Genomic DNA, 25,357 nt, shown 5'->3' on the forward strand with positions numbered 1-25,357 from the left:
CTTCTTATTGTACGCCGGAGTGTTGGCGCTTAGTCTTTTTGGCACGCTCTGCGCGTAAAATAAAACGAAAGGAGATGACTCCATGCTCCGCACCCTCCCTGAACATGCCTTCCGCCGCCGGGCGCGGGTGGTGGCGGCGGTGTTCTGCGCGGTCTGTCTGGGGCTGGCCGTGCGGCTGTTTTCTTTGCAGCTGCGCAGCGGCGGCTGGTACACCGACCGCGCCCTCGGCCAGCAATTGCGGGACACCGTCGTCCCCGCCGACCGGGGGAAGATCTACAGCGCCGACGGCGTCCTGCTGGCCGCAAACAGCAGCTGCTGGACCCTCCGTGCCTCCCCCCGCGAGATGCCGGAGGAAAAGCTCCCCCTCGCCGCCGACGGCCTTGCGGACATCCTTGGCCTCGACGCCGCCGCGCTGCTGGAAAAATTCAGCGACCGCCGCTCCAACGACTGTCTGCTCCGCTACCGGGTGGACCGGGAAACGGCAGACAAGGTGCGGGATCTCTGCGAAGCGAACGGCATCACCGGCATCCGGATCAATCAGGACTCAAAGCGGTGGTACCCGCAGGGGCAGTTCCTCGCGTCCGTGCTGGGGTTCACCAATGTGGACAACGCGGGCGTCTCCGGGCTGGAACTGAAATACGACGGCCTCCTCACCGGGGAAAACGGGGTGGTCCTCACCGCCGTCAATGCGTGGGGCTACACATTGGAACAGAGCTACGAGACCGAGCGCTTCCCCACCGAGGGGGACGGACTGCGGCTGACCATCGACGCCAACATCCAGCACTACCTCGAAAACGCGCTGGGCTACGCGGTGCAGGAGCACCATGTCGCCGCGCGGGCGGTGGGCATCGTGATGGATGTGAACACCGGGGCGGTGCTGGCCATGTCCACCACCCCCTCCTACGACCCCAACGAGCCCCGCGTCATTTTCGACGCCGCCGCCCGGACGCAGGTGGAAGCCCTCTCCGGCGGCGCACGGGCCGCCGCATTGCAGCTGGCCCAGCAGACCCAGTGGCGGAACAAAGCCGTCAGCGACCTGTACGAGCCCGGCAGCGTCTTCAAGCTCATCACCTGTGCCGCCGCGCTGGACACCGGGGCTGTCACCCAGCATTCCAGCTTCTACTGCGGCGAGTCCATCTCGGTGGCGGGGACCCGGTTCCACTGCGCCAACCACAAGCGCCACGGAGCACAGACCGTGACCCAAGCCCTCGAAAACTCCTGCAATCAGAGCTTCATCCAGATCGGTGCCCGGCTGGGAAAAGAGGCCTTCTGCAGCTATTTTGCCGCCTTCGGCCTCCGGGAGCCCACCGGCATCGACCTGCCTGCCGAGCCGAAAAAGAGCCTCTACTACACCGCCGACCGGATGGGCCCGGTGGAGCTGGCCTCCTGCGCTTTCGGGCAGAGCAGCAAGGTCTCCTACCTCGAAATGGCGGCGGCGGTCTGCGCCGTGGTCAACGGCGGCAAGCTGATGCAGCCCTACGTGGTATCGGACATCCTCGCGCCGGACGGCTCCCTCATCGAGCACATCGCCCCCACCTGCACCCGGCAGGTGCTCAAAGCCGAGACCAGCGCCACGATGCGGGAGATGATGGAAGCCGTCGTCCTTTACGGCGGCGGGCGGAACGCCCAGATCGCGGGCTACCGGGTGGGCGGCAAGAGCGGCACCAGCCAGAAGCTCGACAGCGCCGACGAAAAGGCCCGCATCGCCAGCTTCGTGGCCGTGGCCCCCATCGACGACCCGCAGTTCCTCTGCCTCGTCTGCCTCGATGAACCCCACAGTTGGACCACGGCGGGCGGCAGCCTGTCGGCCCCCGTCTGCGCCGAAGTGCTGGAACAGACCCTCGTTTACAAGGGCATTCCCCGCGCCGCCGTGCCGGACGCCGCCCCGACAGAGCCCACCGCCGCCGACCTCCCCGCCGACGGCGACAGCTTCGACGGAGCCTGACCGCGCACAACAAAAAAGACCGCCGAAGCGGTCTGATGGACATTTGATTTAATTCTGCTGCGGCTGCTCGCGGAACTTGATCTCACCGGTAGCGGCATCCATGGACTCGACGATGGCAAGGCTCTCCAGCTGGATGCCCTTGCTGCGGATAAGCTCACCGCCCTGCTGGAAGCCCTTTTCGACGGCGATGCCGATGCCCTCCACGGTGGCACCGGCCTCCTTGGCCAGATCCAGCAGACCCATCAGGGCGCAGCCGTTGGCGAGGAAGTCGTCGATGATGAGGACATGATCCTCCGGGGTGAGGAACTTTTTCGAAACGATGACGTTGTAGATCTTTTTGTGGGTGAAGGACTGGATCTTGGTCTCATAGTTGTCATAGTCCAGATTGATGCTCATGGACTTCTTGGCGAAGACCACCGGCACATTGAACTCGCTGGCGACCACGGCAGCGATGCCGATGCCGCTGGCCTCGATGGTCAGCACCTTGTTGATGGGCTTGCCCGCAAACAGACGCTTCCACTCCTTTGCCATCTCCCGGAACAGCGGGATATCCATCTGATGATTGATAAAGCTGTCCACCTTCAGCACATTGCCCTCGCGGACGATGCCGTCTCTCCGAATCCGATCTTCCAGCAGTCTCATTTCAGTCTCTTCCTCCAAGCTTTTGCTACAGCATTTCGATTTTACCTAGTATACCGGATTCACACCCCAGATTTCAAGGTCTTTTGGGTATTTTCCTCTTGTTTTCTCCAAAAATTCGAGTATACTGAAAGTAATCTATCTGGATAAGAAGGAGTGCCTCATATGAAAACCGGATTGGTCTTGGAAGGCGGCGCCATGCGGGGGATGTTCACCGCAGGCGTTCTGGATGTTTTGATGGAAAACGGGATCACCGTGGACGGCGCCATCGGCGTGTCTGCAGGCGCGGTGTTCGGCTGTAACTACAAGTCCCACCAGATCGGCCGCACCATCCGCTACAACACCCAGTACTGCAACGACAAGCGCTACGCCAGCTTCAAGAATCTGCTGCGCACCGGCAACCTGTACAGCGAGCAGTTCTGCTATCATGACGTTCCCGAAAAGCTCGACCCGTTTGACGAAAAGGCGTTTGCGGAGTCCCCCATGGATTTCTTCGTCGTCTGCACCGACGTCCGGACCGGCAGCCCCATCTACCACAAGTGCCGCAAGGGCGACGCCGAGGATGTGCGCTGGATGGAAGCTTCCGCCTCCATGCCGCTGGCCGCGAAGATTGTCCAGATCGGCCACTACGGGCTGCTGGACGGCGGCGTGGCCGACTCCATCCCCATCCGCTTTTTTGAGTCCATCGGCTACAAGCGCAATCTCATCATCCTGACCCAGCCCAAGGGCTTCGTCAAGAAGAAGAACCCCATGCTGCCCGCCATCCGGGCGCGGTATCTGCGCTACCCGGCCTTTGTGGAGGCCGTAGCCGACCGCCACGAGCGCTACAACGAGACTTTGAGCTACCTCTCCATGTTGGAGACGTCCGGCGTGGACTACGTCATCCGCCCGCCCATCCCGCTGGAGATCGGCGCGATGGAACGCGACCCCGCCCAGCTCCGCCGCGTCTACGAGACCGGCCGCGCCGTGGCCCAGATCCAGATCGACAAGATCAAAGCCTTCCTCGATCAGACCAAGGCCGAAACGGAAGAGCAATAAACTTCAACGCATAAGTCCCCCGGTGTCCTGCTGGCAATTGGCAGGGCGCCGGGGGCTTTTCTATGCTCTATCCTATTCTTTTGCGTATTGATAAATTTTTCGTGCACAGTCGAGGCTCATTTTGCTGGAATCGTTGTGTTTGAGCCATGCGTTCACGTTGCCCGGATTCAGCTTCAAGTCTGTATAGAGACGATAATTCGACAATTTCTTTTTCTGCAGGTCTATTACGCTCGCATTACTGAATTTCTGCGTTTCCAGCCATCTCCATTGCAGCGTTCGATTGACACAGGTTGAGTTATCGGCAGATACAGCAAACACAACGGGCGGCTCTGGTAACAGAGCTGCCCGTTGTGTTCGTTTATGAAAAGGAGAACTTAGATCTCATACCACTTGATCTCGTTGGCATCCAGATGCAGAGCAAAGCTGCTGCCGTCCGTGGTGTAAACGGTGGTATCCTGCGGCTCGTAGGTGTTGTTCACCACACAATACTTGCCGTTCTTGACGTAGGCGTGAACTTCTACATTATAATTGGAGCTGAACCATGTATGCAGTTCCTCCTCGCTGTGGGCACTCCACAGGATAGCGCGGTAAAGGGTGCGGCTGTTGGCAAAGCTGTACGGCACGCCGCTGATGTACACGGCGCGCCCCTTGCCGAAGTCGTGTGCCGCCATCTGCACTTCTTTGTTTCGCTGCACCAGCACTTCGGTGCCTTCCAGCGCATAAATATTCCTCTTGCCCTCGCCAAAGTCAATGGGCCGGTCGGCATCCTGCAGAATGAAATGGTCCGGGTGTTCTTCCCAGTTGTACTTGTCGTAGTTGAGGGTGAAGCCGTTTTCTTCCTCCACGCCCAGCACGCTGGCAAGCTGGAGAATGTGGCCCTGATACGGGTGACCGGAAGGCTCACCCACGCCGATAAAGCCGCCGCCGTTCCAGACGAACTTGCGGATAGCGGAGGAGATCTCCGGGTCTTCCCACCAGATGCCGCCGGTGTGTGCGGTATCGGCATCGCCGACATTGATAATGACATCCAACGAATCCAGCAGATGCGGGTCGTTCTTGATATCCTCAAAGCTGATAAACTTCACATCAAAGGGCGCACCGGACAGCATCTCAATGACGCCGGCGTAGCTGTAATTCTGCTTGTAATACAGGGCATGGTGTACCATGTGGCAGCCCCAAGCCCGCATTTTTCCCCAGCAGTTCAGCACAGCCACCCGCTTGACACAGTAGGGTGTGGTGCCCTTGATGTTCTCGTACAGTTCGCGGAACTCGTTGCAGACGCTCTCCACGTAGTCCACGAACTCCGGGAACTGCAAGGCCAGTTTCAGATAGCCGCCATAGCCGATGCGGTCGATGGGCTTGCGCAGGATAGCGCGGCGGGCTGTAACCCAGTTCTCCTTGGCTTCCCGCACCGGGTCGCCACCCTCGTGGAAGGTGTCGGGGAAGAAGTACGGCAGGAAACGGCCCTCGGTGTACTTCACGCCCTCAATGTCAGAGATCAGGCGCAGGGTGGAGCCGTTGCCCACACTGCCCACTACGGCATCCAGTCCGATGGTCTTGAACTCCGGCATGAAAGGTTCGGTGCCGATCCAGTGATCGCCGAGGAACATCATGGCTTCGCACCCACACGCGTGGGTGATGTCCACCATCTCCTTGGCAAGCTTTGCCACCTCGCGGCGCTGGAAGGCCTGAAAATCCCGGAATTCCTTGCTGGGCACCCGGTACTGGTTGTTATAGTAGCCCTGATCGATGATGTACTCCGGGCGGAACTTGTAGCCCACTTCCTGCTCAAACTGGTTGAGGATATAAGGGCTGACCGAAGCAGAGTATCCATACCAGTCCACGAACTTCTCCCGCTTCAGCTCGTCGAAGATCAGGGTGAACTGGTGGAAGAAGGTGGTGTAGCGGATGACGTCAACATAGGGGTGCTCTGCAATGAACTTGCGCAGGCGCTCCATGGAATACTTGTGGGTCTTGGGCTGACGCACGTCAAAGGTGATCTGGTGCTCAAAGTTCGTCCAGCCGTTGGTGGTAGCGTTGTACATATGCACCGGGTCCCAGATGAGGTAAGCCAGAAAACTGACGGTGTACTCATGGAACGGTACGGCCTGTACGGTCACACTGCCGTCGGCGTAGCTCCACTGCTCCGGCGGCACGGGCTGGCCGGTGGTTCGATCCATGACCTCCCACCAGCGGGTGATGTCGTCGTTGGTGTTCACCTGCATCAGCTCCGGGCTGATGCCCTTCATCAGCGGGATGGTCACGGTGTCGCCGGGGGCGGTGTAAAAGCCGGTCATGATGTAGCACTGCTGTACCTCGTCCGGGTTTGCCTTTGCCCATGCGTTGTCCTTGCGGGTGGTATAGTAGGTGGAGTAGATCTTGGCGTCTGCATCCTTGAGCTGTTGCGGAAAGTCGGTGCCGTCGCAGTCGCGGATGGCATCAGCACCCCACTTTTTTAAGATCTCCAGCGTTTCGGGCACAACGTCCAAGTCGGTGGGGATGGTCACGCGCCCGGACTTTCTTGTTTCATCCATGGGAAACTCTCCTTTTGCCTCTCTTTGAATCGTAGGGGGTCAATCGTAGGCGGCGTTATACAGCGCCAGCACAGCCAGCAGCAGCGCTACGCCCACCAGCATGATGCCAAGCCCTGCCAGCTGCCCGGTCATTTTCCAGCCGGACACCACCAGCACCAGTGCCAGTACGAACAGCACCAGCATCAGGATCATGCGCAGGGCGGGATGGTTTTTCCAATATGCTTTCATCGTCTGTCACCTTAACCTTTCAGGCCGCCCACGGTCATGCCCTGCGTCAGCTGCCGCTGCACGCAGATGTACAAAATCAGGGTGGGCAGCATCACCAGCACAAGGCCTGCATACATCGTGCCGTACTGGGCGGCGCTCTGCTGCGCCTGCATCAGGTTCAAAAGACCTACCGGCAGGGTGCGGGGTGCCTTGGTGGAGCTCATCAGGGTCATGGAGATGATATACTCGTTCCAGAAGGACAGGAAGTTGAACAGGATGATGGTGATGATGGAGGGCTTTGCCATGGGGAAGATGATGCGGGTCATGGTGGAAAAGTAGCTTGCACCGTCGATGTAGGCGGCCTCCTCAAAATCGTGGGGCAGGGTGGCAAAGTAGCCCGACAGCAGGTAGATGGTAAAGGGCAGCGCGGTGGCGGCGTACACCACCGCCAGCACCACCAGATTGTTCAGCAGAAAGCCGCTGCCGAAATGGCCTTTCAGCCACACATCGCTGTCCCGCAGCATCAAAAAGATGGGCACCACGATGTAGTTCACGTTGATGAACAGGCCCGCCATGAACAGGGTGTTCAGTACCTTGCGCCCCTTGAAGTAGAAGCGGGACAGGCAGTAGGCGGCGGGCAGGGCAACGACCAGCAGCAGCGCCAGCGCCAGCGCGGTGACGATGACCGAGTTGAGCATATATTCGCCCATTTTCGCGCCGTTCCATGCGTTGACGAAGTTCTGCCAGTAGAACCCGGCGGGCAGTGCCCATGGGTTGCCGTAGAACTCTGCATTCTGCTTGATGGAGGCCATGAACACCCATGCCACCGGCACGATGATGGTAACGGCCAGCAGAACCAGCACAAAATAGATGAAAAACTTGTACAGACCTTCCGCAGAGCGGGAAGATTTTTCGGTGGTATTCTGCATCTTCTTCCCTCCTTAAAATTCCAGCGTATCGCGGTTGGTGACCTTGTTGACACAGGCGGACAGGGCAAACGAGAACAGGAAGATTACCACGCCGATGGCCATACTGTAACCATACAGGCCAGCGTCTTTCTGGCTGTACATATAGTTCAGCGCCACATCCGATGCGCCGTTGGGCCCGCCGCTGGTCATGGCCTTGACGAAGAGGAAAGCCATGTTGATGGTGGAGATGATAAAGAAGGTGAGGGTGGTGCGGATATTCGTCCAGATGAGGGGGATGGTGATCTGGAAGAACTGGGTCAGCCGCCCGGCACCGTCCAGATTGGCGCTCTCGTACAGGCTGATGGGCACGGCAGACATGGAGGCCATGTACATGACCATGTAGTAGCCGATGGCCTGCCACACCATGGCAATGATGATGGAGGGGATGACCAGTTTTTCGCCCTTCCACAGGATGGGGTCGCTCATGTTGTGGAACAGGCCGATGATGCTGTTCAGCATGCCGTTTTCCGGCTTATAGATGGCAGAGAAGATGCCGGAGATGACGACCACCGACAGGATGTTGGGGATGTAGAAGATGATGCGGAAAAAGTTCTGGCCTTTGATCTTTTCGCGGGTGAGGATGGCGGCAAACACCAGCGCAAACGCAAAGGTGACGATGGTGACCACCACCACGAGCAGGATCATATTCTGCATGGAGCGGATGAACTGGGCGTCCCGCAGCAGATGCTGGAAGTTTTTAAGCCCCACAAAGGTCTCGTTGGGAGAATAGGCACCCCGCTCATACAAACTCATGCGGAACACGTTGAGGGTGGGCAGGATCATAAAGAGGAAAAACAGGATGGTAGCCGGTGCCACACAGAGGAATACGAACCGTTTGCGGCTTTTATCCGTTCTCATAGGGGATTGACCGCTCCTTTCTTGATGGTACTGTACAGCCCAAAAAAGCGGAGGCGGTAAAAACCGCCCCCGCTGGGCAGGGCTCAATTACTCGATGATGTTGGCGCGCATCTGGTCGCTGGCGGACTTGATGCCGTCGATCCACTGCTGCTCGGTCATGCTGCCGGACACCAGAGAGTTGACAGGGTCGAAGAACACGGTGCGGACTTCCACGCCGGGGATCGCGGTAAAGGAAGCGAAGTTGCCCATAGCTGCCTTTGCGCCGTTATCATAAATGGAGTAGAACATCTTGTTGTCGCCTTCCAGACTGTCGGCGATGCCCAGCACAGGCTGGATAGCGCCGCTCTCGGCAAACAGCTTGCAGGCTTCATCGCTGTACAGATAGGCTACAAACTGCTTGGCTGCATCCAGATGTTCTGCACCCGCCGGGATCCATGCCTGCTCGAACCAAGTGTAGCTGTACTGGTCGCCGCCCGCCTTGACAGCCGGCAGAGCAGTCATGCCCCACTCGAAGCCGTCGGCGCGGGGTGCTTCGGCCATCTCGCCCACGATCCAAGTGCCGTTGGGCATGAACAGGGCCTTGTTATCCAGCACCAGCTGCTGATTCTGGGTAAAGTCCTGATCGTTGGCCTGTGCTGGAGTGATGGGATTGGTGTAGGAGGCCAGCTTAGTCACGATATCAAAACAGGTCTGTGCCTCGGGGGTGTCCCAGATGCCCTCGGTGTAGTGGGTGGCCTTGTTGAAGAACTCCGGGCCGCCGGCAGCGTACATCAGCGCATAGAAGAAGGCGTCGAAGTAGCCAGTGGTGGGGTAGGTGAACAGATAGGTGCCCTCGGCAGCAGCCTTATCACCCAGTTCCCACATTTCATCCCAAGTGGTGGGCATGTCCCAGCCCTTTTCCTTCAGGAAACCGGCGTTGTAGAACAGGCCGCAGGGGCTGTAGAACATGGGAGCCAGATAGGTTTTGCCGTCGCCGTAGGGGTTGGTCAGGGAGGTGTCGGTAAAGCCGCCGGCGATCTTCTCGCTCACCTTCTTGCTCTCGCCGGGCACGGTCATGCTCAGCACATCGGTGATGTCGGCGATCAGGTTGCCCTTGATAAACTGCTCGGTCAGGGCAGCTTCGCGGCCGGTGGCCAGATGGACCACGTCGGGGTAGTCGCCGCCCTGCATGGAGGGGCCGATGACATCTTCCAGATTCTTGTCGGTGGTCAGCTCCACTTTGATGCCGGTCTGGGCGGTAAAGGCATCAGTGACTTTCTGCCACATCTCGGAACCGTAAGCGGTCTCAATGGCGGCGACCTTGATGGTCACGTCCTCAGCGGGAGCAGCGGACGATGCAACGGCAGAAGAAGCTGTGCTGGACGCGGTAGAGCTGGAAGAACCGCCGCAGGCGGCCAGACCCAGTGCAGCGGCACCCACGCCAGCCGCTTTCAGAAAATTGCGACGAGAAATGCGTTTCATAGTGTATCCTCCATCATAAAATTCCGTTCAAAACACAGCCGGGGCAAACAGGCTTCGTCCGAGAGGGCTGTGGTTTTTTCTGGTTCCAATATAGAGGTTTTTACGGTTTGCAGCAAGGTCTTTGTTGCTTCATTTTTTAGAAATATTGCTTTTTGGAAAATTCTTTCAGCAAAAGCACTAAAATTGGCCGAATTGTTTTGGAACATTTCCCCATCTGTAACCAATTTGACACATTTTTGCATGCTATCAAAGGCAAAAGTATTGATCCTATCCAAAAATCAGGGCTTGCATTTTTTCTTCATTGCCTCTATAATGAGAAAAAACGTACGAAGTACCGCATCGTTTTTAGGTTCATATTTTTAGTATCTTGCTTTTATTTTTATGTTTTTTGCTCTTCGCCTCAAAAGGAGCCATTTATGAGTACCGAGCGATTTGATATCCGCCATGCTCCCGCTCCACGGGAATCCTTCCGGCTGCTGTACATCAGCAAAAGCAAATTTGGCGGCGATTGGAATAGCACTGCCCACACCCATTCCTGCACAGAGCTGTTCTACTGTCTGAGCGGAGAAGGTCAGTTTTATTTAAGCGGTCAGCTTTATCCGGTCAAACCGGATGATATGATTATCGTCAATCCGCAGGTAGAGCATACCGAGTTGAGCCTGAATGCTTCACCGCTGGAATACATTGTATTGGGCGTTGCTGGCATCGAGATCTTATTTGGAAAATCAGATTCTTCCTACGCCATATTCAACTGCCGGGAAAATCGGGAGCGGATGGTGACGCTGCTCCATATGCTGCTGGCCGAAGCAGACCGCAGTCTGGACGGCTGCGAAACGGTCTGTCAGGATCTGCTGGAAGTGCTGCTCATCTGGCTGGTGCGGTGTACCACGCTTTCTTTGCAGGTAGAGGAAACGCCCCGCTCCGACAGCCGGGAGTGTGTGGAGATCAAGCGGTATCTGGACAGCAACTACCGCGAAGATATCTCGCTGGATACCCTTGCCGAAATCGCCCACATCAACAAATACTATCTGGCCCATACCTTCCAAAAAGAGTATGGCATCTCTCCGATCACCTATCTGAACCGCCGCCGCATTGAGGAAAGCAAATATATGCTGGGCAACACCGGTTACAGTCTGGCGCAGATCAGCGAGTTGATGGGCTTTTCCTCTCCCAGCTATTTTTCCCAATGCTTCCGCAAGGCGGAAGGCTTGACCCCCAATGAATACCGCCGTCAGGTGCGGCAGGGACAACGCCCTGCCCCGTCAAAACGGCATGAAGTATAACGAAAACGAGGAATTTATGATGAAATCCGTTACCCTTTCTCTGCTCCAGTCTGCTGCAAATGCCTTTGATTTTGGCGGGCCTGTGCTCTGCGATGCTCACCACTATGGTGAGGGGCATATCAACGACACCTTTGTGGTCTGGCGGGAAGATCATTCCAAACGCTTTATTTTGCAGCGCATCAACACAGATACCTTTACTAACCCGGTGGGCCTGATGGAGAATGTCTGCGGCGTGACCCGGCATCTGCGGGCGAAAATTCTTGCCGAGGGCGGCGACCCAGCACGGGAAACGCTGAATGTCATCCCAACTTTGTCGGGGTCGACTTGCTATCTAGATGCAGACGGCGGCGCATGGCGTGCCTACGACTTTGTAGAAGATACCATCTGTTTGCAGCAGGTCGGCAGCGAAGCCGACTTCCGCACCGTGGCCGAGACACTGGGCAAATTCCAGAACCAGCTGGAGGATTACCCGGCCTCCACGCTCCACGAAACCATCGCCCGCTTCCACGACACGCCCAACCGCTATGCCAATTTTGAAAAAGCCCTCGCCGCCGATGCACTGGGCCGAGCAAAAAATATCACGTCGGAAATCGAATTTATCCATGCGAGGGAGCAGGACTGCCATGTCCTGCTGGATCAGCTGGCAGCTGGCGAAATTCCTCTGCGCGTCACCCACAATGATACCAAGATCAACAATGTCCTCATCGATGCCGCTACCGGAAAAGGCATCTGTGTCATTGACCTCGACACCGTGATGCCGGGACTTTCGGCCTACGACTTCGGCGATTCCATCCGCACCGGTGCCAACGACTGCGCTGAGGACGAACCTGACCAGAGCAAAGTCCATTTTGACCTGCATCTGTACGAAGTGTTCGCCAAAGGGTATCTCTCCACTGCCGGGGCATCCATGAGCATAGCAGAAAAAAAGAGCCTTGCATGGGGTGCAAGGCTCATGACGCTGGAATGCGGCATCCGTTTTCTGACTGACTATCTGGAGGGCGACCATTATTTCCATATTGCTCGCCCGGATCACAACCTCGACCGCGCCCGCACCCAGTTCACACTGGTGCGGCAGATGGAAGAGGTTTTCGATCAGATGCTGGAAATCGTCTGCCCGGACAATCACTGATTTCGCAATCTCCTCCATTCGGATACAGCAAGAAGCATGGACGCTCTCCTTTTCGGGGGCGTCCATGCTTCTTTTTACAGCTTATCCCTACTGCGCCATGACCTCACACTTTCCGTGAGCAAGCCGGACAACGCCCCTCCATCTGCTGTCGCAGACCGCGCTGCCGCTTAAAAGCCCAACTGGGGCTTTCATTGCTCCGCTACACTTCGCAAACGCGGTCCCACCCCAAACCTTGCTAAGATTGTTTACGGCCAACTGGAAATTGTCTGTTATAAAATATCAGCAACAAATTCCTCTATCAAACGATTCACCTGTTCGGGTTTGTCTGTATTGGAATTGTGTCCTGCTCCTTCGATCCACGTCAAAGGAATTTTCGTATTGCGATGCCATGCTTTGTTGTACCGTATACACGAACTAGCGTGATCTTGTGTGCCGCACATCAATAATGCGGGACACTTGATTTCATACGGCAGGTCCTTCTCCATAGCCGCTGCCAAAATACGAAAACCATGTCCGGCGATTTGCGCATAGCGTTTCTGATTGCCGTCATAAGTCAGCATTATTTCACGCATGAGATTTCTACCATAATCAGACGTGGCAACGCCTTCCGACCCCAATTTCAGGAGCCATTTCCACGGATAGTGAGCATATACCGGTTCCATCCGTTTCAAAAGCCAGATCTCAACTGCCGTCACATAGCTTCGTTGCAGCGGTGCAGAATCAATGGAGACAAAACCCGTCATTTTGTCTGGGTAAAGCTGTGCATAAGCCTGTCCCACATATCCACCCATGGACTGCCCAACAATGACAGGCTTTGTGATTCCTTCTTGGTTTAAGATATCATCCAGCCATTTTGCCTTATCGAACAGATCAAAATCAAATCGAAACGGCCATGAGGAACCGTGTGCCGGCGCATCCCAGACGATAACATTATACCTGTTCTCGAAATACTGAATCTACTTATCAAACAATCGATGGTCTGCCGTCAATCCCGGCAGAAAAACAAGCGTAATTGTATCCGGGTTTGACACACTCACCCAATAGTGAATCGTTCCGCAACGGGTCTGATATGTCCGTTCCTCCATTGAGCTTCCCTCCCATAACTTCCGCTTTAGATGCTTCCTCGGTCTAGCCGGGTACTCGTAACCAATCCTGACCGGCAGTTGCCGTGTTGGTTCTCAAAAACTGTTTTACGAACACCCAGCATCGGGGAACTCCCTGTTGTACATATCGCTGTTGTCTGCGGCTTTTGGCAGGGTGCGTCCTATTCAAGGACGCATCCTGTTTTTTTTACTATGCTTCATCATTTTCTGCGCGCAGCATCCGGTATCCGACACCAACATGGGTCTGAATCAGATGCGGCGCATCCGGGCATCGTTCCAATTTTTTGCGCAGGGATGCCATGTAAACTCGCAAGGAAGCAATGTCATTTTCCTGCGTACTGCCCCATACTTTCTGCGTGAGGGAGGTATGCGTCAGCACTTTGCCCACATTATGCGCCAGCACACACAGCAGCTTGTACTCGATGGGGGTCAAATGCAATTCATTCTCGCTCAGCCAGACGCAGCCTGCCGAGAAGTCGATCTTCAAAGGACCATTGACAAAAACCGGGCTGTTTATGCCGTCAGAAGCCAGCAGATTCAATCGGCGCTGCGTTACACGCAGTCTTGCCAGCAGCTCATCCACGGAAAACGGCTTTGTCAGATAATCGTCTGCGCCATTGTCCAGTGCTTCGATCTTATCAGAATCTTCGCTCCGGGCACTCAGGACGATGATGGGCAGGTTCGACCATGTGCGGACGCTGCGGATGACCTCGATGCCGTCTATATCGGGCAGCCCAAGATCCAGCAGCATGATGTCCGGATTGTGGCTGGTAGTCATCATGATCGCCGTTTCCCCATTGGAAGCAGTCAGATATTTATAGCCGTGGGTTTTCAGGGTCGTTGTGATCAGACACCGTACAGGAACATCATCCTCTACGACCAGAATGGTCGGCTTATTCATGAATATTCACCTCACTTTGCGGCAATGCAAAGGAAAAGACACTGCCATTGGGAACGTTGTCACGCAGGGTCAATGTTCCGCCGTGAGCCGTCAGGATCGCACGGCAGAGGGGCAAACCCAGTCCAAGGCTGCGGTGGCTGTCTGCGATGCGGCTCTGCCCGGTATAAAACATCTCGAACACCTGTGCTTTTGCGCGATCCGGAATGCCGGGACCGTTATCTGCAACGTCCACTACGACCTGATGGTCTTTCCGGTAAGCCGAAATCTGAATAACCGAGCCCACGGGGGTGTATTTGACGGCGTTATCCACCAGATTGACAACCACCTGCATGATCAGCCGTGCATCCACATTGACCAAGAGGATCTCGTCCCCATACTGTGTTGTGATGGTGTGTTCGCAGCTTTTCCGGTTGACATGATGCAGCGCTTCTTCGATCATTTCGTCCATCAGCTGCGGCGAGATCTGCAGATTCATCCGCCCATCTTCAATGCGGGTGATGGAAAGCAGATTTTCCACCAGACCGATCAGCCATTGCGCATCGTCAAAAATATCGGTGCAGATCTTGTTCCGGGTCTCTGTATCCAGCGTTTCTCCGTTGGAAAGCAGATTGCTGGCATTGCCGGAAATGGAGGTCAGCGGGGTGCGCAGGTCATGGGAGATCGTGCGCAGCAGGTTTGCCCGCAGTTCTTCATTCCTTGCCTGCAATGCAGCTTGCTCTTTTTCCAGCGCGTTTCTGCGATTTTCGATGGCCAGCGCACCTTCGCCCAGAATGGAAAGCAGCACACTGTTTTCAAAGGCATCCAGCGGTTTTTCGGACAGATCGATCCCGATCACTCCAAACACGCCGCCTCCGGTCCGAAGCGCAAGATAAAGCCCCTTTGCATCCGGGTAGCTATCCGTGCCTGCGCCGGAACGCTTTTTGTTGGCAAACGTCCAGTTTGCTGCATCCCGTTCTTCCGGTGCAGAAAAGATGTTTTGCACCGTTTTCCCGTCAACCCAAAAAATCTGTTCTGAACCAAGATCTCCGTTTTGTTCCGGGTAGACGATCAGGCTCCGGTTCAGCAGCTTCATCAACTGGGACGCTGTCTGAGAGAGGATTTCTTCCTCGCTTTTTGCTCTCTGTAAAAGCTGATTTGTATCAAACAGTATTTTTGTACGGAACGCTGCCTGCGCAGACATTTTTGCATGGTCTTTCAACCGTGTTGTCAGGGTGCAGGTAATGATTGCAGAGGTCAGCATCAGGGCAAATGTAACCTGATAACCGGGATCATACGCATGGAATGTCAGGCGCGGTTCCGTCAAGAAAAAATTGTATAGCGCAACACTGGCAATGGAGCCCAGCACACCGCAGGTGTAGCCGCTGGTACACAATGCGGTGAACAGCACCCCCAGCATATAGAGCATAATAATATTATAGCGTGCAAAGTCCAGTTGTAAGAAAAAGAAGCCGATGAGCGTGATGCAGCTCAGAATGCCTGCGGTGATCAGCAGATCACGGACAGACGGCAGAAGCGCACGGGTGAACAGCTTCCGTCCTGAACCGTAGCCGTTCTCTGCAGAAGCATCCGGGATGATATAAATATCCAGATTAGGCGCAGTCATCGTCAATTTTTCAGTCAGTGACGGCCCACTCCAGAAATGGCGGCGATGTACGCTGGAGCGCCCCAGCACGATTTTTGTAATGCCGGAGATGCGGGCAAACTCTGCGATCTGCTGCGGAATGTCATCCCCGTAGATCGTAGAAATGTCGGCACCTGCCTGCTCTGCCATACGAATGTGCTGCTGCAAGCGCCGACAGTCTTCTTTTCCCATCTGATCCGAATCCGGAGTCCGGACATACAGAGCTGTAAAGGTCCCGCCGAATGCCTTTGCCATCGTTGCCGCCGTCCGCACGATCTTTGCATTGGAGGGAGAGGACGACAGACACGCCAGAATATGTTCAGTGGGTTGGTCGTTCTGATTCATAAAGATCACCTGCCTTGCCCACAGTATAGCACAATTTGATGGTTACGACCACCAGCCGCGTCTTTTTCCTTCCTGTCGAATGATCTCCTTCCGCATGTGATCCAGCGCATCTGCTGCCCAAAAACCGCTCAACATGACTCCAAGAACCATCAGCAACAAAACGACATCCATACGATCCGTCCTATCTTTTCAGAGCCGGAAACACTTCTGGATCGATGCGTATTTACCCAAAACCAGCATACTTTCATCCCGGCACAGCTGCGTATCCGGCGTGATGTTCATATCGAGCTTTCCGTCTTTTTTCAGCGCAAGAATATTGATGTTATACTTTTTTCGGATATTGATCTCACCGATCGTACGATCCATCCATTCCGGCGGAATGGTCACTTCCATGATGGCGTGGTCGTCCTGCAGCTCGATGTAATCCAGAATGTGTTCGGAGCTGTATCGGATCGCTGCCCACTTTGCCAGCTGCTTTTCCGGGTAGACCACTTCATCCGCACCGTTGCGCAGCAGGAACTTGGCTTGTACATCCCGCTCTGCACGCGAGACCACAAGCTTTGCCCCCAGCTCCTTGAGCAGCGATGTTGTTTCCAACGAACTCTGAAAATTACCGCCGATGGTTACGATACACACATCAAAATTGCCGACACCAAGGGAACGCAGAAAGTATTCGCTGGTGCTGTCACCGATCTGTGCATTCGTCACATAGGAAAGCACGGCGTTCACACGGTCCTCGTTGCTGTCGATGGCCATGACCTGATGACCCAGCTCATTCAGTTCCTGCGCAATATGGCGGCCAAAACGGCCAAGCCCAATCAAAAGAATCGATTTCATACTTGTCTCCTTTATCCGATTGCGATTTTCTCCTGCGGCAGACGAGAGTGGGCAGGGCTGCTGCCAAATGCCGCATAGATCAACGTCAATCCGCCAACACGTCCCAAAAACATCAGTGCGATCAGCACCCCCTGCGAAAGGATGCCCAACTGCGGCGTGATACCCAATGTCAGACCTACCGTTGCCACAGCCGAAGCAGTCTCATACAAACAGACCGACATCGGCAGCTGCTCTGCCGTAGCAATGACAAAGGCTCCGAGGAAGAACAGCGTCAAATACATCCCTGCAATGGTGGCAGCATTCTTGACTGCAGAACCATCTATGCGCCGTCCGAAAAATTCCGCATCTTCTCTGCGGCGGAAGGTCGCCCACATATTGGCCAGCAAAACGGCAACTGTTGTGGTTTTCATGCCGCCTGCCGTAGAGCCGGGCGAACCGCCCAACAGCATCAGAACCACCATCAATGCCTGTGAAGTGCTGCCCATCGCAGCAAGATCGGCGGTGTTAAAACCGGCAGTACGGGGGGTGACGGATTGGAACATCGACAATAAAATGCGCTGCCGGGCAGAGCCGGCCGTGAACTCGAAGCAATAAAAGTACAGCGTCGGCAGTACCAGAAGAAACGCCGTTGTGACAAGGATCACCTTGCTCTGCATCCGGTAACGGTGAAAATCAAGGCGGTATGTACAAATGTCCTCCCATGTCAGAAAGCCAAGGCCGCCAAAGACGATCAGGGCCGCGATCACTGTGGTAAGCAATGGGTCACCTGCATACCGTGTCAGCGAAACAAATTTTGCACCCTCTGTTCCCAGCAGGTCAAAACCGGCATTGCAGAACGCCGAAATGGAATGAAACAGTGCATACCAGATCCCGCGCAATCCATAATCGGCACAAAATGTCGGCAGCAGCAGTGCAGCACCGGCCAGTTCAAACAGGGCGGTGATCCGCAGAATAAAGCCTGTCAACCGCACGATGCCGCCCATCTGCGGGGCAGCGGTGGCTTCCTGCATCGTGCTGCGCTGCTTGAGGGAGATCTTTCGCCCGGAAAGCAGCGCTAAGGCAGCACCCACCGTAATGACGCCCAATCCTCCGATCTGGATCAGAAGAAGGATCACACTCTGCCCGAATGCCGACCAGTAGCTGCCGGTATCCTGTACCACAAGGCCGGTCACGCAAAGGGCGGAGGTGGAGGTAAACAGTGCCTCATGGAACGGTGTAACGCACCGCTGCTGTGCAGCGATCGGGAGCATCAGAAGCAATGCGCCCACCAGATCAACTGCCGCAAACCCTGCAATAATGACCTGAAAAGAAGAAAAACGGTGCTGCCTGTAACGAGGATATTGAATCATAAAAGCTCCTTTACCTATCCGTGTGCATAAAGATTAGCATGGAATAAATAAAAGAGCTGTAAAGAAAATTATAGAAGTATAAAGATTCCATTAAAATTGATCGGGCAACACCAAATAACAAACGCTGGACATCACCAGCTCAAAAAAGAGGTAATGTCCAACGCATCCTCGACCCCGGTGCAGTCGATGGAAATTTTTCTCCCATCCCGGAGCAGCAGTTCCACGCACCCGGTGTCCATGTTGAAATGGCAAGCTCTTGCATCGTACTTCACGTTCATGTCCTCCTGAAATCATGTTGTGGCTTATGTCGGTCAATCTATGATTTCGGACTTCATCTTCCACGGACACCTGCATGGAACTTGTCGGGGCAAAGCCCCTCCATCTGCTAACGCAGACCGTTCCGTCGCTTAAAAGCCCCACTGGGGCTTTCATTGCTTCGCAAACGCTAATTTTCCGAAGAAAACAAATAATCCGAACCCATCTCCTATCGGAAACAAGTTCGGATTGTTTTTGTTTGGTCCGAGTGGCGAGAATCGAACTCACGGCCTCTTGAACCCCATTGTGCTTCTCTCGAAAACACAATGTACAATCCGATACTGCCTAGACTCAGTATCGTTAAATTTCAAATGTATTATACCATTCTGTTTCATTGGATGTCAAGACGTTTCATTCCTTTTGTGGTCAAATTGTGGTCAAACGACCCCGACAAATGACCTTTCTCCCACAGCTAAGTTACATCGCGCAATTTCGATTTTCACCAATCGAAGTTGCGCTTTTTGTTTGCACGAATTATCTATAAGGAGGATTTGTCAACCATGTCAATGAACCATCGTTGTTTTTTCATCCTTGACAGAATTGTATGACCCTTGACTACTTTTACGGACAGGCCGGAGAACTCTTTTCGTTCTTCCGCATTCCAAAGGCTCTTTTTCAGGAGCAGCGGTTTCAAGATCTGTCAACCGATGCCAAAACTCTGTACGGCATCCTGCTTGACCGCATGAGCCTTTCTGTTAAAAATGAATGGTTTGACAAAAAAGGTCGCGTGTTCATCATCTTCACGATTGAGGATGTCAAGAGGACTTTGCGTTGCGCAGACAACAAAGCGACCCGACTGCTTCGGGAACTTGAAAAATTTGGTTTGATTGAACGAAAACGTCGAGGGCAAGGAAAGCCATGTTTGGTGTATGTGAAAAACTTTTCGTCAGAATCTTCAAAGGAGAGTGTCAAGAATCGTGATAATGACGATTCTTGTGGCTCTAAAACCGCTTGTCAAGACCCGGTAAAATCACGAGGTATTAAGAAGAAAGAGACTAAAACAGAGATGAATAATACGAATCTTATCCTTTCCGACGAATCGGAGAAGATGAAGAATCGCGAACTGCTCGAAGAATATTTTTCATGCTCTTTGGAGGTGGACCTTCTGCTCCGGCTTTACCCGGATGATGAAGATACCCTCTACCAAATCGTGAATTTGCTGGTGGATACCTGTGCCACCAACCGCAAGCTGCTGCACATTGCCGGGGATGATAAGCCCGCCGAGGTAGTACGCAGCCGGTTTATGAAGCTGAACGCCGACCATATCCGCTTTGTGCTGAAGTGCCTTGCAGAGAACAGCAATCCGATTCGTAACATGAAACAATATCTGCTCGCTTCTCTGTACAACGCACCCACCACGATGCAGCTTTCCTATCAGAACCAAACCAACCACGACTTAGCGAATCGGAGGTGATGAGAATTTCAAAAAAAGCAACCACAATAGCCATCGTCAACCAGAAAGGCGGCACCGGCAAGACCACGACCTGTGAAAATCTAGGCATCGGTCTGGCGATGGAGGGCAAGAAGGTCCTGTTGGTGGACGCTGACCCGCAGGGCAGCTTGACCATCAGCATGGGCTGGCAGCAGCCCGATGAACTGCCCACAACCCTTTCCACCTTGATGGCAAAAGCCATGGACGATCAGAGTATTCCGCCCGGTGAAGGCATCCTGCACCATGCAGAGGGCGTTGACCTGATCCCTGCTAACATCGAACTGGCAGGGCTGGAAGTGTCTCTCGTCAACTGCATGAACCGGGAAAAGATGTTGAAACAGGTGCTGGACAGTGCCAAACGGGAGTACGATTTTATTCTGCTGGACTGCACTCCTTCCCTTGGGATGCTGACCGTCAATGCCTTGGCAGCGGCAGACACCACCCTGATTCCCGTGCAGGCGCAGTACCTGTCTGCGAAAGGTCTGGAACAGCTTTTGCAGACGGTGCAGAAGGTCCGGCGGCAGATCAACCCGAAATTGAAAATCGAGGGAATCCTGCTGACTATGACCGACAGCCGCACCAACTACGGGCAACAAATCGACAACCTGATTCGGGGTGCTTACGGCAGCAAGATCAAGGTGTTCGACCAGACCATTCCCCGGTCTGTCCGTGCTGCGGAAATCAGTGCAGTGGGCAAAAGCATTTTCCAGCACGATCCCAAAGGTAAGGTGGCAGAAGCCTACCAATCTCTGACGAAGGAGGTGCTGGCGAATGCCGAAAAGCAGCTTAAGCGTGTCGCTGAAAGGGGCAGATGACATTTTCTCCACGGAAGAATCCCGACAGGAACAGCAGCGGGAGCAGGTGCAGCAGATTCCCATTGGAGAACTGTTCCCCTTCAAAGACCATCCCTTTAAGGTCTTGGATGACGAGTCCATGCAGCGCACCGTAGAAAGCGTGGAACAGTACGGCGTGTTGTCTCCGCTGATCGCCCGCCCACGCCCGGAGGGTGGCTATGAAATCATCTCCGGGCACCGCCGTCAGCACGCTGCACAGCTTGCCGGACTGGACACCCTGCCGGTCATTGTCCGCAATATGGATGATGATGCCGCTGTTTTGCTCATGGTAGACAGCAATCTTCAACGCGAAACCATCTTGCCAAGCGAGAGGGCTTTCGCTTACAAGATGAAGCTGGAAGCCATGAAGCATCAGGCAGGACGTCCTACGCAAGATAATTATTCCCAAGTTGGGAATAATTTCGGTACACTATCTAGTAAGGAGATGGCTGAAGAACTCGGAACTAGTAAGAATCAAATTTTCCGCTATATCCGCTTGACCAACCTTGTCCCCGAACTGCTGGACATGGTGGACGAAAAGAAGATTTCCTTCAATCCTGCTGTGGAATTGTCGTATCTCGACACGAACCAACAGCGGGATTTTTTAGAAGCGATGCAAGACACCCAGAATGCGCCGTCCCTTTCCCAAGCGCAGCGGCTTAAAAAGCTGGCGCAGGAAGGGCACTTCTCGTATGACGTTGCCTTTGCGGTCATGGGAGAAGAGAAAAAGGGCGAGCTGGACAAGGTGGTCATCAAAAACGATACCCTGCGGAAATATTTCCCTCGCAGCTACACCCCGAAACAGATGGAGGACACCATCATCAAGCTGCTGGAACAGTGGCAACGCAAACATCAGCGGCAGAATGAACGCTGACTTATACCGTAACGAAAGACCCGATGGGGTCTTTTTCTTTTGCAAACAAAAGGAGAAACGCCTATGAAAAACAACGCTACCTGTACCATCCGCTCCGAGGAGATCACCATTGATGTGCGTATCTGCGCTGCACTGGCGGCAAACCGGGGCGGTGAGGTCTACCTCGCAGCCATTGCCCCGGATATGGAGCTGACCGTCATCACGCTGGACGAGGCTCCCGACATCCTGCCCTGCTTTGAGGAGGACGATGCCTGCCTGAACCTTCCCAATACCTCGCTGCTGCTCTGCTACAACCCGGCGCAGGTGCTGAAGATGGGCGGCAAGCACTACCTGACCGGCCCGGTGATTCTGGCTCGCACCAACATGGACGGCAGGGTCATCTCTCTGACCATTGATGAGGTCTACCTGTTCCAGAAGTATCTGGAAAGCCACAGCATCACCCTGATGGCAGACGACCAGAAGCTGCCCTGCATCTGCATCGACTGAGGTATGCCATGCTGAACTTTTTTATCGGATTCGCATTTTTCGAAGCAGGTGCCATTTTCGGATTCTTCGTGGCGGCTCTGATGCAGGCGGCACGGAGCGGTGAGATCGGACTGAACGGAAAGGAGGATTCGCATGGCTGAAAACACCTTGTCGGTGCTGAAAATTGCACCGGGACAGTATCCGCAGCAGGTCGAGATCGATAACGACCTGAAGACTTTGCAGCAGGCAGTGGGCGGCTCCATCGGCGCAAGCTACCCATTTGAAGATCCGGTTGCCATCGTTTATAACGATGACGGCAAGCTCATGGGTCTGCCCCTGAACCGTGCCCTTCGGGATGAAAACGGAGAAATGTATGATGCCGTTGCTGGGACTTTTCTCGTGGTGGGGCTGGGCGAAGAGGATTTTGTATCGCTCTCCCCGGAACTGGCGCAGAAGTACGAGCAGCTTTTTCATCAGCCAGAAGCCTTTCTGAAACTGGGCAACCGTCTGCTGGTGCTGCCGGTGCCTGATGAACCTCCGGCAGAAAAGCCCCGCACCAAGCCTCCGGCAGAGCATGACCGCTAAAATCACCCTGCTGCACGGGAGGTGATGGCAGTGCAGGAAGAAATCGAACAGAAATCCTTCAACATTATGATCTCCACCACGAAGCTGTCTGCCCGGACTGTCCTGCGGGCAGTTAAAGCGGCGTTTCGGCTGTACCAGTCCAAAGCATCCCAAGGTAAGCAGAGCGTCCGCACCTTGTTGCGGCAGAACCGGGGCGTATCCAGCGTGGAGATCAGCAAGACCGGCATCCGTGGTCTGGAACGTTATGCCAAAAAGTACGGCATCGACTACGCTATCCGCAAGGACACCTCCGAGGTACCGCCCCGGTATCTGGTTTTTTTCAAAGCCCCGGACGCAGAAGCCTTTCACTCGGCGTTCAAGGAGTATTCGGCATCTTTGCTCAACAAGGATAAACGCCCCTCGGTGCTGGCACGATTGCAGGAACTGGTGCAGGCGGCGGCAGAACTCCCCGGCAAAGTCCGGCACAAGGAACAGGAGCGTGGACTGTGACCACGAAAAAGCTGACAAAACTGCTTGCGCTGTATCTGCCGTATATCCTGCTGGGGCTGGTGGCAACGAACCTTGGTGAAGCGTGGCGGCTGGCCGAGGGCAAAGAACTGGGCGATAAGATCATGGCGATGATGGGCACTATCACGCTGGCATTTGCGAACCCGCTGCCCAGCTTGCATCCGCTGGATCTGCTGGTGGGCTTGTGCTGCGGCGCAGGGTTACAGCTGGCGGTTTATTTGCGTGGTAAAAACGCCAAGAAGTACCGCCACGGCATGGAGTATGGCTCTGCCCGGTGGGGCACCGCCAAGGATATTGAGCCGTTCATGGCTCCCAAGTTTTCCGACAACATCATCCTGACCAAAACGGAACGGCTGATGATGAGCAACCGCCCGCCTGACCCCAAGAACGCCCGGAATAAAAACGTGCTGGTGGTGGGCGGCTCCGGCAGCGGCAAGACCCGGTTTTGGCTCAAGCCCAACCTTTTACAATGTCACAGTTCCTATGTGGTCACTGATCCCAAAGGAACTATCGTGCTTGAATGTGGCAACGCAATGTTGAAGAACGGCTACAAGGTCAGGATTCTGAACACCATCAACTTCAAAAAGTCCATGCACTACAACCCGTTCAGCTATGTCCACAGCGAAAAGGACATTCTGAAACTGGTCACGACCCTGATGACCAACACCAAGGGCGAAGGGTCCGGTGGGGACCCATTTTGGGAGAAAAGCGAGCGTCTTTTGCTCACCGCCCTGATCGCTTATCTGCATTATGAAGCCCCGGTGGAGGAACAAAACTTCGCTACCCTGCTGGAGATGCTGAACACCATGCAGGTACTGGAGGATGACGAGGAATACCAGAACCCGGTGGATCTGCTGTTTGAAGAACTGGCAAAAAAGAAGCCCAACTCCTTTGCCGGGCGGCAGTACAAACTTTACAAGCTGGCTGCCGGCAAGACCGCAAAATCCATCCTCATTTCCTGTGGTGCCAGACTAGCCCCCTTCGACATCCAAGAACTGCGTGATCTCACCATGTACGATGAACTGCAACTGGATACGCTGGGAGATAAGAAAACAGCTCTGTTCCTCATCATGTCGGATACGGACAGCACCTTCAATTTCCTGATTTCGATGGTCTACACCCAGCTTTTCAATTTACTGTGCGATAAAGCAGATGATGTGTACGGCGGCAAACTGCCCATCCATGTACGCTGTCTGATCGACGAGTGTGCCAACATCGGGCAGATTCCAAACCTTGAAAAATTGGTGGCCACCATCCGCAGCCGTGAGATCTCCGCCTGTCTGGTACTGCAAGCCCGTAGCCAGTTGAAAGCCATCTACAAGGACAATGCGGACACCATTGTGGGCAACATGGATTCTCAAATTTTTCTGGGCGGCTCCGAACCTACCACCCTGAAAGACCTGTCCGAAATACTAGGCAAAGAAACGATTGATGCCTTCAACACCTCGGACACCCGTGGCAACAGCCCCAGCTACGGCACTACGTTCCAAAAGATGGGGCATGAGTTATTGAGCCGGGACGAGCTGGCGGTGCTGGACGGCGGCAAGTGTATTTTGCAGTTGCGTGGCGTCAGACCGTTTTTGAGCGACAAGTACGACCTGACCCAGCACCCCAACTACAAGCTGACCTCGGACTATGACCCCAAAAACACCTTCGATATTGAAAAATATCTGAACCGAAAAGAAAAAATCCACCCCGGTGATGAGTTCATCGTGGTGGATGCCGATTCGCTCCCGTCTGCCTGACCCGGTAGGCGGTTTTATTTTATCCTGACCAGAGAGGTACACCAGCAAGCCTACTCCCGCCGCAGTTTGCGGCTTCATTATGCAGCTTCAGGTGTGTACGGATGGTCTACAACTTTCATTTATAAAGGAGAAACGACTATGGAATTCTTTAACTCTGCTATCGAAGTTCTTCAGACTCTGGTTGTCGCTCTGGGTGCCGGTCTTGGCGTTTGGGGTGCCATCAACCTGCTGGAAGGTTATGGCAACGATAACCGTGCGATGCGTTCCTGACTGAAAAGGTCAGGCACAAGTTGAAGGACTAAAGAAGTCCAGAATCTTGGAGAACTGATATTTCGATGGATGAAATGAGGGAGTAACGCCCCGAAGCGTCCGCACTGATACTC

The 25,357-nt window shown here is 54.5% G+C and carries 25 protein-coding genes and 2 pseudogenes; 13 read left to right on the top strand and 14 right to left on the bottom strand.

Going from position 1 to position 25,357, the window contains the following annotated elements; genetic code table 11:
* Positions 1 to 82 precede the first annotated feature (82 nt).
* Complete coding sequence (locus C4N23_RS07715) at positions 83 to 1,945, top strand: peptidoglycan D,D-transpeptidase FtsI family protein (RefSeq protein WP_112145222.1); 1,863 nt, start codon at positions 83 to 85, stop codon at positions 1,943 to 1,945.
* 48 nt (positions 1,946 to 1,993) lie between these two features.
* On the opposite strand, the gene C4N23_RS07720 is transcribed toward C4N23_RS07715, so the two are convergent.
* Positions 1,994 to 2,587, bottom strand: coding sequence for a xanthine phosphoribosyltransferase (locus C4N23_RS07720; protein ID WP_055189958.1), 594 nt, complete (start codon positions 2,585 to 2,587; stop codon positions 1,994 to 1,996).
* Between the two features lie 162 nt (positions 2,588 to 2,749).
* Here C4N23_RS07720 and C4N23_RS07725 point away from each other — a divergent pair, with 162 nt between their 5' ends.
* Positions 2,750 to 3,622, top strand: a complete 873-nt coding sequence (locus tag C4N23_RS07725; RefSeq protein WP_112145224.1) for a patatin-like phospholipase family protein — start codon at positions 2,750 to 2,752, stop codon at positions 3,620 to 3,622.
* A gap of 374 nt (positions 3,623 to 3,996) precedes the next feature.
* Here the strand turns inward: C4N23_RS07725 and gnpA are convergent, their stop codons facing one another.
* From gnpA to C4N23_RS14015, 6 genes are all read right to left on the bottom strand, one after another.
* Positions 3,997 to 6,156, bottom strand: a complete 2,160-nt coding sequence (gene gnpA / locus C4N23_RS07735) for a 1,3-beta-galactosyl-N-acetylhexosamine phosphorylase (protein WP_112145226.1) — start codon at positions 6,154 to 6,156, stop codon at positions 3,997 to 3,999.
* A gap of 39 nt (positions 6,157 to 6,195) precedes the next feature.
* Positions 6,196 to 6,384, bottom strand: coding sequence for a DUF6903 family protein (locus tag C4N23_RS07740; protein ID WP_005926920.1), 189 nt, complete (start codon positions 6,382 to 6,384; stop codon positions 6,196 to 6,198).
* An 11-nt stretch (positions 6,385 to 6,395) separates the two neighbouring features.
* The gene (locus C4N23_RS07745) at positions 6,396 to 7,292 is read right to left on the bottom strand and encodes a carbohydrate ABC transporter permease (protein WP_112145228.1); all 897 of its coding nucleotides are present in this window, start codon (positions 7,290 to 7,292) and stop codon (positions 6,396 to 6,398) included.
* 12 nt (positions 7,293 to 7,304) lie between these two features.
* Positions 7,305 to 8,189, bottom strand: coding sequence for a carbohydrate ABC transporter permease (locus C4N23_RS07750; RefSeq protein WP_112145230.1), 885 nt, complete (start codon positions 8,187 to 8,189; stop codon positions 7,305 to 7,307).
* 87 nt (positions 8,190 to 8,276) lie between these two features.
* On the bottom strand, positions 8,277 to 9,650 hold the full coding sequence (locus C4N23_RS07755) for a carbohydrate ABC transporter substrate-binding protein (protein WP_112145233.1): 1,374 nt from the start codon (positions 9,648 to 9,650) through the stop codon (positions 8,277 to 8,279).
* Positions 9,647 to 9,925, bottom strand: coding sequence for a hypothetical protein (locus C4N23_RS14015; RefSeq protein WP_112145235.1), 279 nt, complete (start codon positions 9,923 to 9,925; stop codon positions 9,647 to 9,649). Before C4N23_RS14015 ends, C4N23_RS07755 begins: the two co-directional genes overlap by 4 nt.
* A gap of 141 nt (positions 9,926 to 10,066) precedes the next feature.
* Between C4N23_RS14015 and C4N23_RS07765 the strand changes: the two genes are divergently transcribed.
* Positions 10,067 to 10,933, top strand: coding sequence for a helix-turn-helix domain-containing protein (locus C4N23_RS07765; RefSeq protein WP_097840244.1), 867 nt, complete (start codon positions 10,067 to 10,069; stop codon positions 10,931 to 10,933).
* A gap of 19 nt (positions 10,934 to 10,952) precedes the next feature.
* Complete coding sequence (locus C4N23_RS07770) at positions 10,953 to 12,062, top strand: aminoglycoside phosphotransferase family protein (protein WP_181567093.1); 1,110 nt, start codon at positions 10,953 to 10,955, stop codon at positions 12,060 to 12,062.
* Positions 12,063 to 12,331: 269 nt separating this feature from the next.
* On the opposite strand, the gene C4N23_RS07775 is transcribed toward C4N23_RS07770, so the two are convergent.
* From C4N23_RS07775 to C4N23_RS14020, 7 genes and pseudogenes are all read right to left on the bottom strand, one after another.
* Positions 12,332 to 13,018: an alpha/beta fold hydrolase gene (locus C4N23_RS07775; protein WP_342587750.1), complete on the bottom strand. Its 687-nt coding sequence runs from the start codon at positions 13,016 to 13,018 to the stop codon at positions 12,332 to 12,334.
* A gap of 337 nt (positions 13,019 to 13,355) precedes the next feature.
* Positions 13,356 to 14,066, bottom strand: a complete 711-nt coding sequence (locus C4N23_RS07785; protein ID WP_112145241.1) for a response regulator — start codon at positions 14,064 to 14,066, stop codon at positions 13,356 to 13,358.
* Complete coding sequence (locus C4N23_RS07790) at positions 14,059 to 15,942, bottom strand: ATP-binding protein (protein WP_112145244.1); 1,884 nt, start codon at positions 15,940 to 15,942, stop codon at positions 14,059 to 14,061. Before C4N23_RS07790 ends, C4N23_RS07785 begins: the two co-directional genes overlap by 8 nt.
* A gap of 132 nt (positions 15,943 to 16,074) precedes the next feature.
* Complete coding sequence (locus C4N23_RS14305) at positions 16,075 to 16,203, bottom strand: hypothetical protein (RefSeq protein ID WP_275539597.1); 129 nt, start codon at positions 16,201 to 16,203, stop codon at positions 16,075 to 16,077.
* 18 nt (positions 16,204 to 16,221) lie between these two features.
* Positions 16,222 to 16,869 carry a potassium channel family protein gene (locus C4N23_RS07795; protein WP_015565003.1) on the bottom strand — a complete coding sequence of 216 codons (648 nt, stop codon included), beginning with the start codon at positions 16,867 to 16,869 and terminating at the stop codon, positions 16,222 to 16,224.
* 11 nt (positions 16,870 to 16,880) lie between these two features.
* Positions 16,881 to 18,218, bottom strand: coding sequence for a TrkH family potassium uptake protein (locus C4N23_RS07800; protein WP_112145247.1), 1,338 nt, complete (start codon positions 18,216 to 18,218; stop codon positions 16,881 to 16,883).
* A 149-nt stretch (positions 18,219 to 18,367) separates the two neighbouring features.
* Positions 18,368 to 18,490, bottom strand: a pseudogene (locus C4N23_RS14020) (DUF6061 family protein); the annotation flags it as partial.
* Between the two features lie 587 nt (positions 18,491 to 19,077).
* Between C4N23_RS14020 and C4N23_RS07810 the strand changes: the two are divergent.
* The 9 genes and pseudogenes from C4N23_RS07810 to C4N23_RS07845 all read left to right on the top strand — a co-directional run.
* Complete coding sequence (locus C4N23_RS07810; RefSeq protein ID WP_005930660.1) at positions 19,078 to 19,947, top strand: DUF6017 domain-containing protein; 870 nt, start codon at positions 19,078 to 19,080, stop codon at positions 19,945 to 19,947.
* Complete coding sequence (locus tag C4N23_RS07815; protein ID WP_112145248.1) at positions 19,947 to 20,780, top strand: ParA family protein; 834 nt, start codon at positions 19,947 to 19,949, stop codon at positions 20,778 to 20,780. Before C4N23_RS07810 ends, C4N23_RS07815 begins: the two co-directional genes overlap by 1 nt.
* On the top strand, positions 20,737 to 21,672 hold the full coding sequence (locus C4N23_RS07820; protein ID WP_112145250.1) for a ParB/RepB/Spo0J family partition protein: 936 nt from the start codon (positions 20,737 to 20,739) through the stop codon (positions 21,670 to 21,672). The genes C4N23_RS07815 and C4N23_RS07820 overlap by 44 nt, the downstream gene beginning before the upstream one ends.
* Positions 21,673 to 21,735: 63 nt before the next feature.
* Positions 21,736 to 22,158: a hypothetical protein gene (locus C4N23_RS07825; RefSeq protein ID WP_112145253.1), complete on the top strand. Its 423-nt coding sequence runs from the start codon at positions 21,736 to 21,738 to the stop codon at positions 22,156 to 22,158.
* Between the two features lie 8 nt (positions 22,159 to 22,166).
* Entirely contained in the window at positions 22,167 to 22,298 is a 132-nt protein-coding gene (locus C4N23_RS14310) for a hypothetical protein (protein ID WP_256469140.1), read from the top strand.
* Positions 22,285 to 22,722 (top strand): DUF3846 domain-containing protein, encoded by a 438-nt coding sequence (locus tag C4N23_RS07830; protein ID WP_112145256.1) that lies wholly within the window; start codon positions 22,285 to 22,287, stop codon positions 22,720 to 22,722. Before C4N23_RS14310 ends, C4N23_RS07830 begins: the two co-directional genes overlap by 14 nt.
* A gap of 24 nt (positions 22,723 to 22,746) precedes the next feature.
* Positions 22,747 to 23,211, top strand: coding sequence for a PcfB family protein (locus tag C4N23_RS07835; RefSeq protein ID WP_112145258.1), 465 nt, complete (start codon positions 22,747 to 22,749; stop codon positions 23,209 to 23,211).
* Positions 23,208 to 24,974, top strand: coding sequence for a VirD4-like conjugal transfer protein, CD1115 family (locus C4N23_RS07840; protein WP_112145260.1), 1,767 nt, complete (start codon positions 23,208 to 23,210; stop codon positions 24,972 to 24,974). Before C4N23_RS07835 ends, C4N23_RS07840 begins: the two co-directional genes overlap by 4 nt.
* 138 nt (positions 24,975 to 25,112) lie before the next feature.
* Positions 25,113 to 25,241: pseudogene (locus C4N23_RS07845) on the top strand (Maff2 family mobile element protein); the annotation flags it as partial.
* Positions 25,242 to 25,357 lie beyond the last annotated feature (116 nt).

The sequence above is a fragment of the Faecalibacterium hattorii genome (assembly GCF_003287455.1).
Taxonomy (GTDB): domain Bacteria; phylum Bacillota; class Clostridia; order Oscillospirales; family Ruminococcaceae; genus Faecalibacterium; species Faecalibacterium hattorii.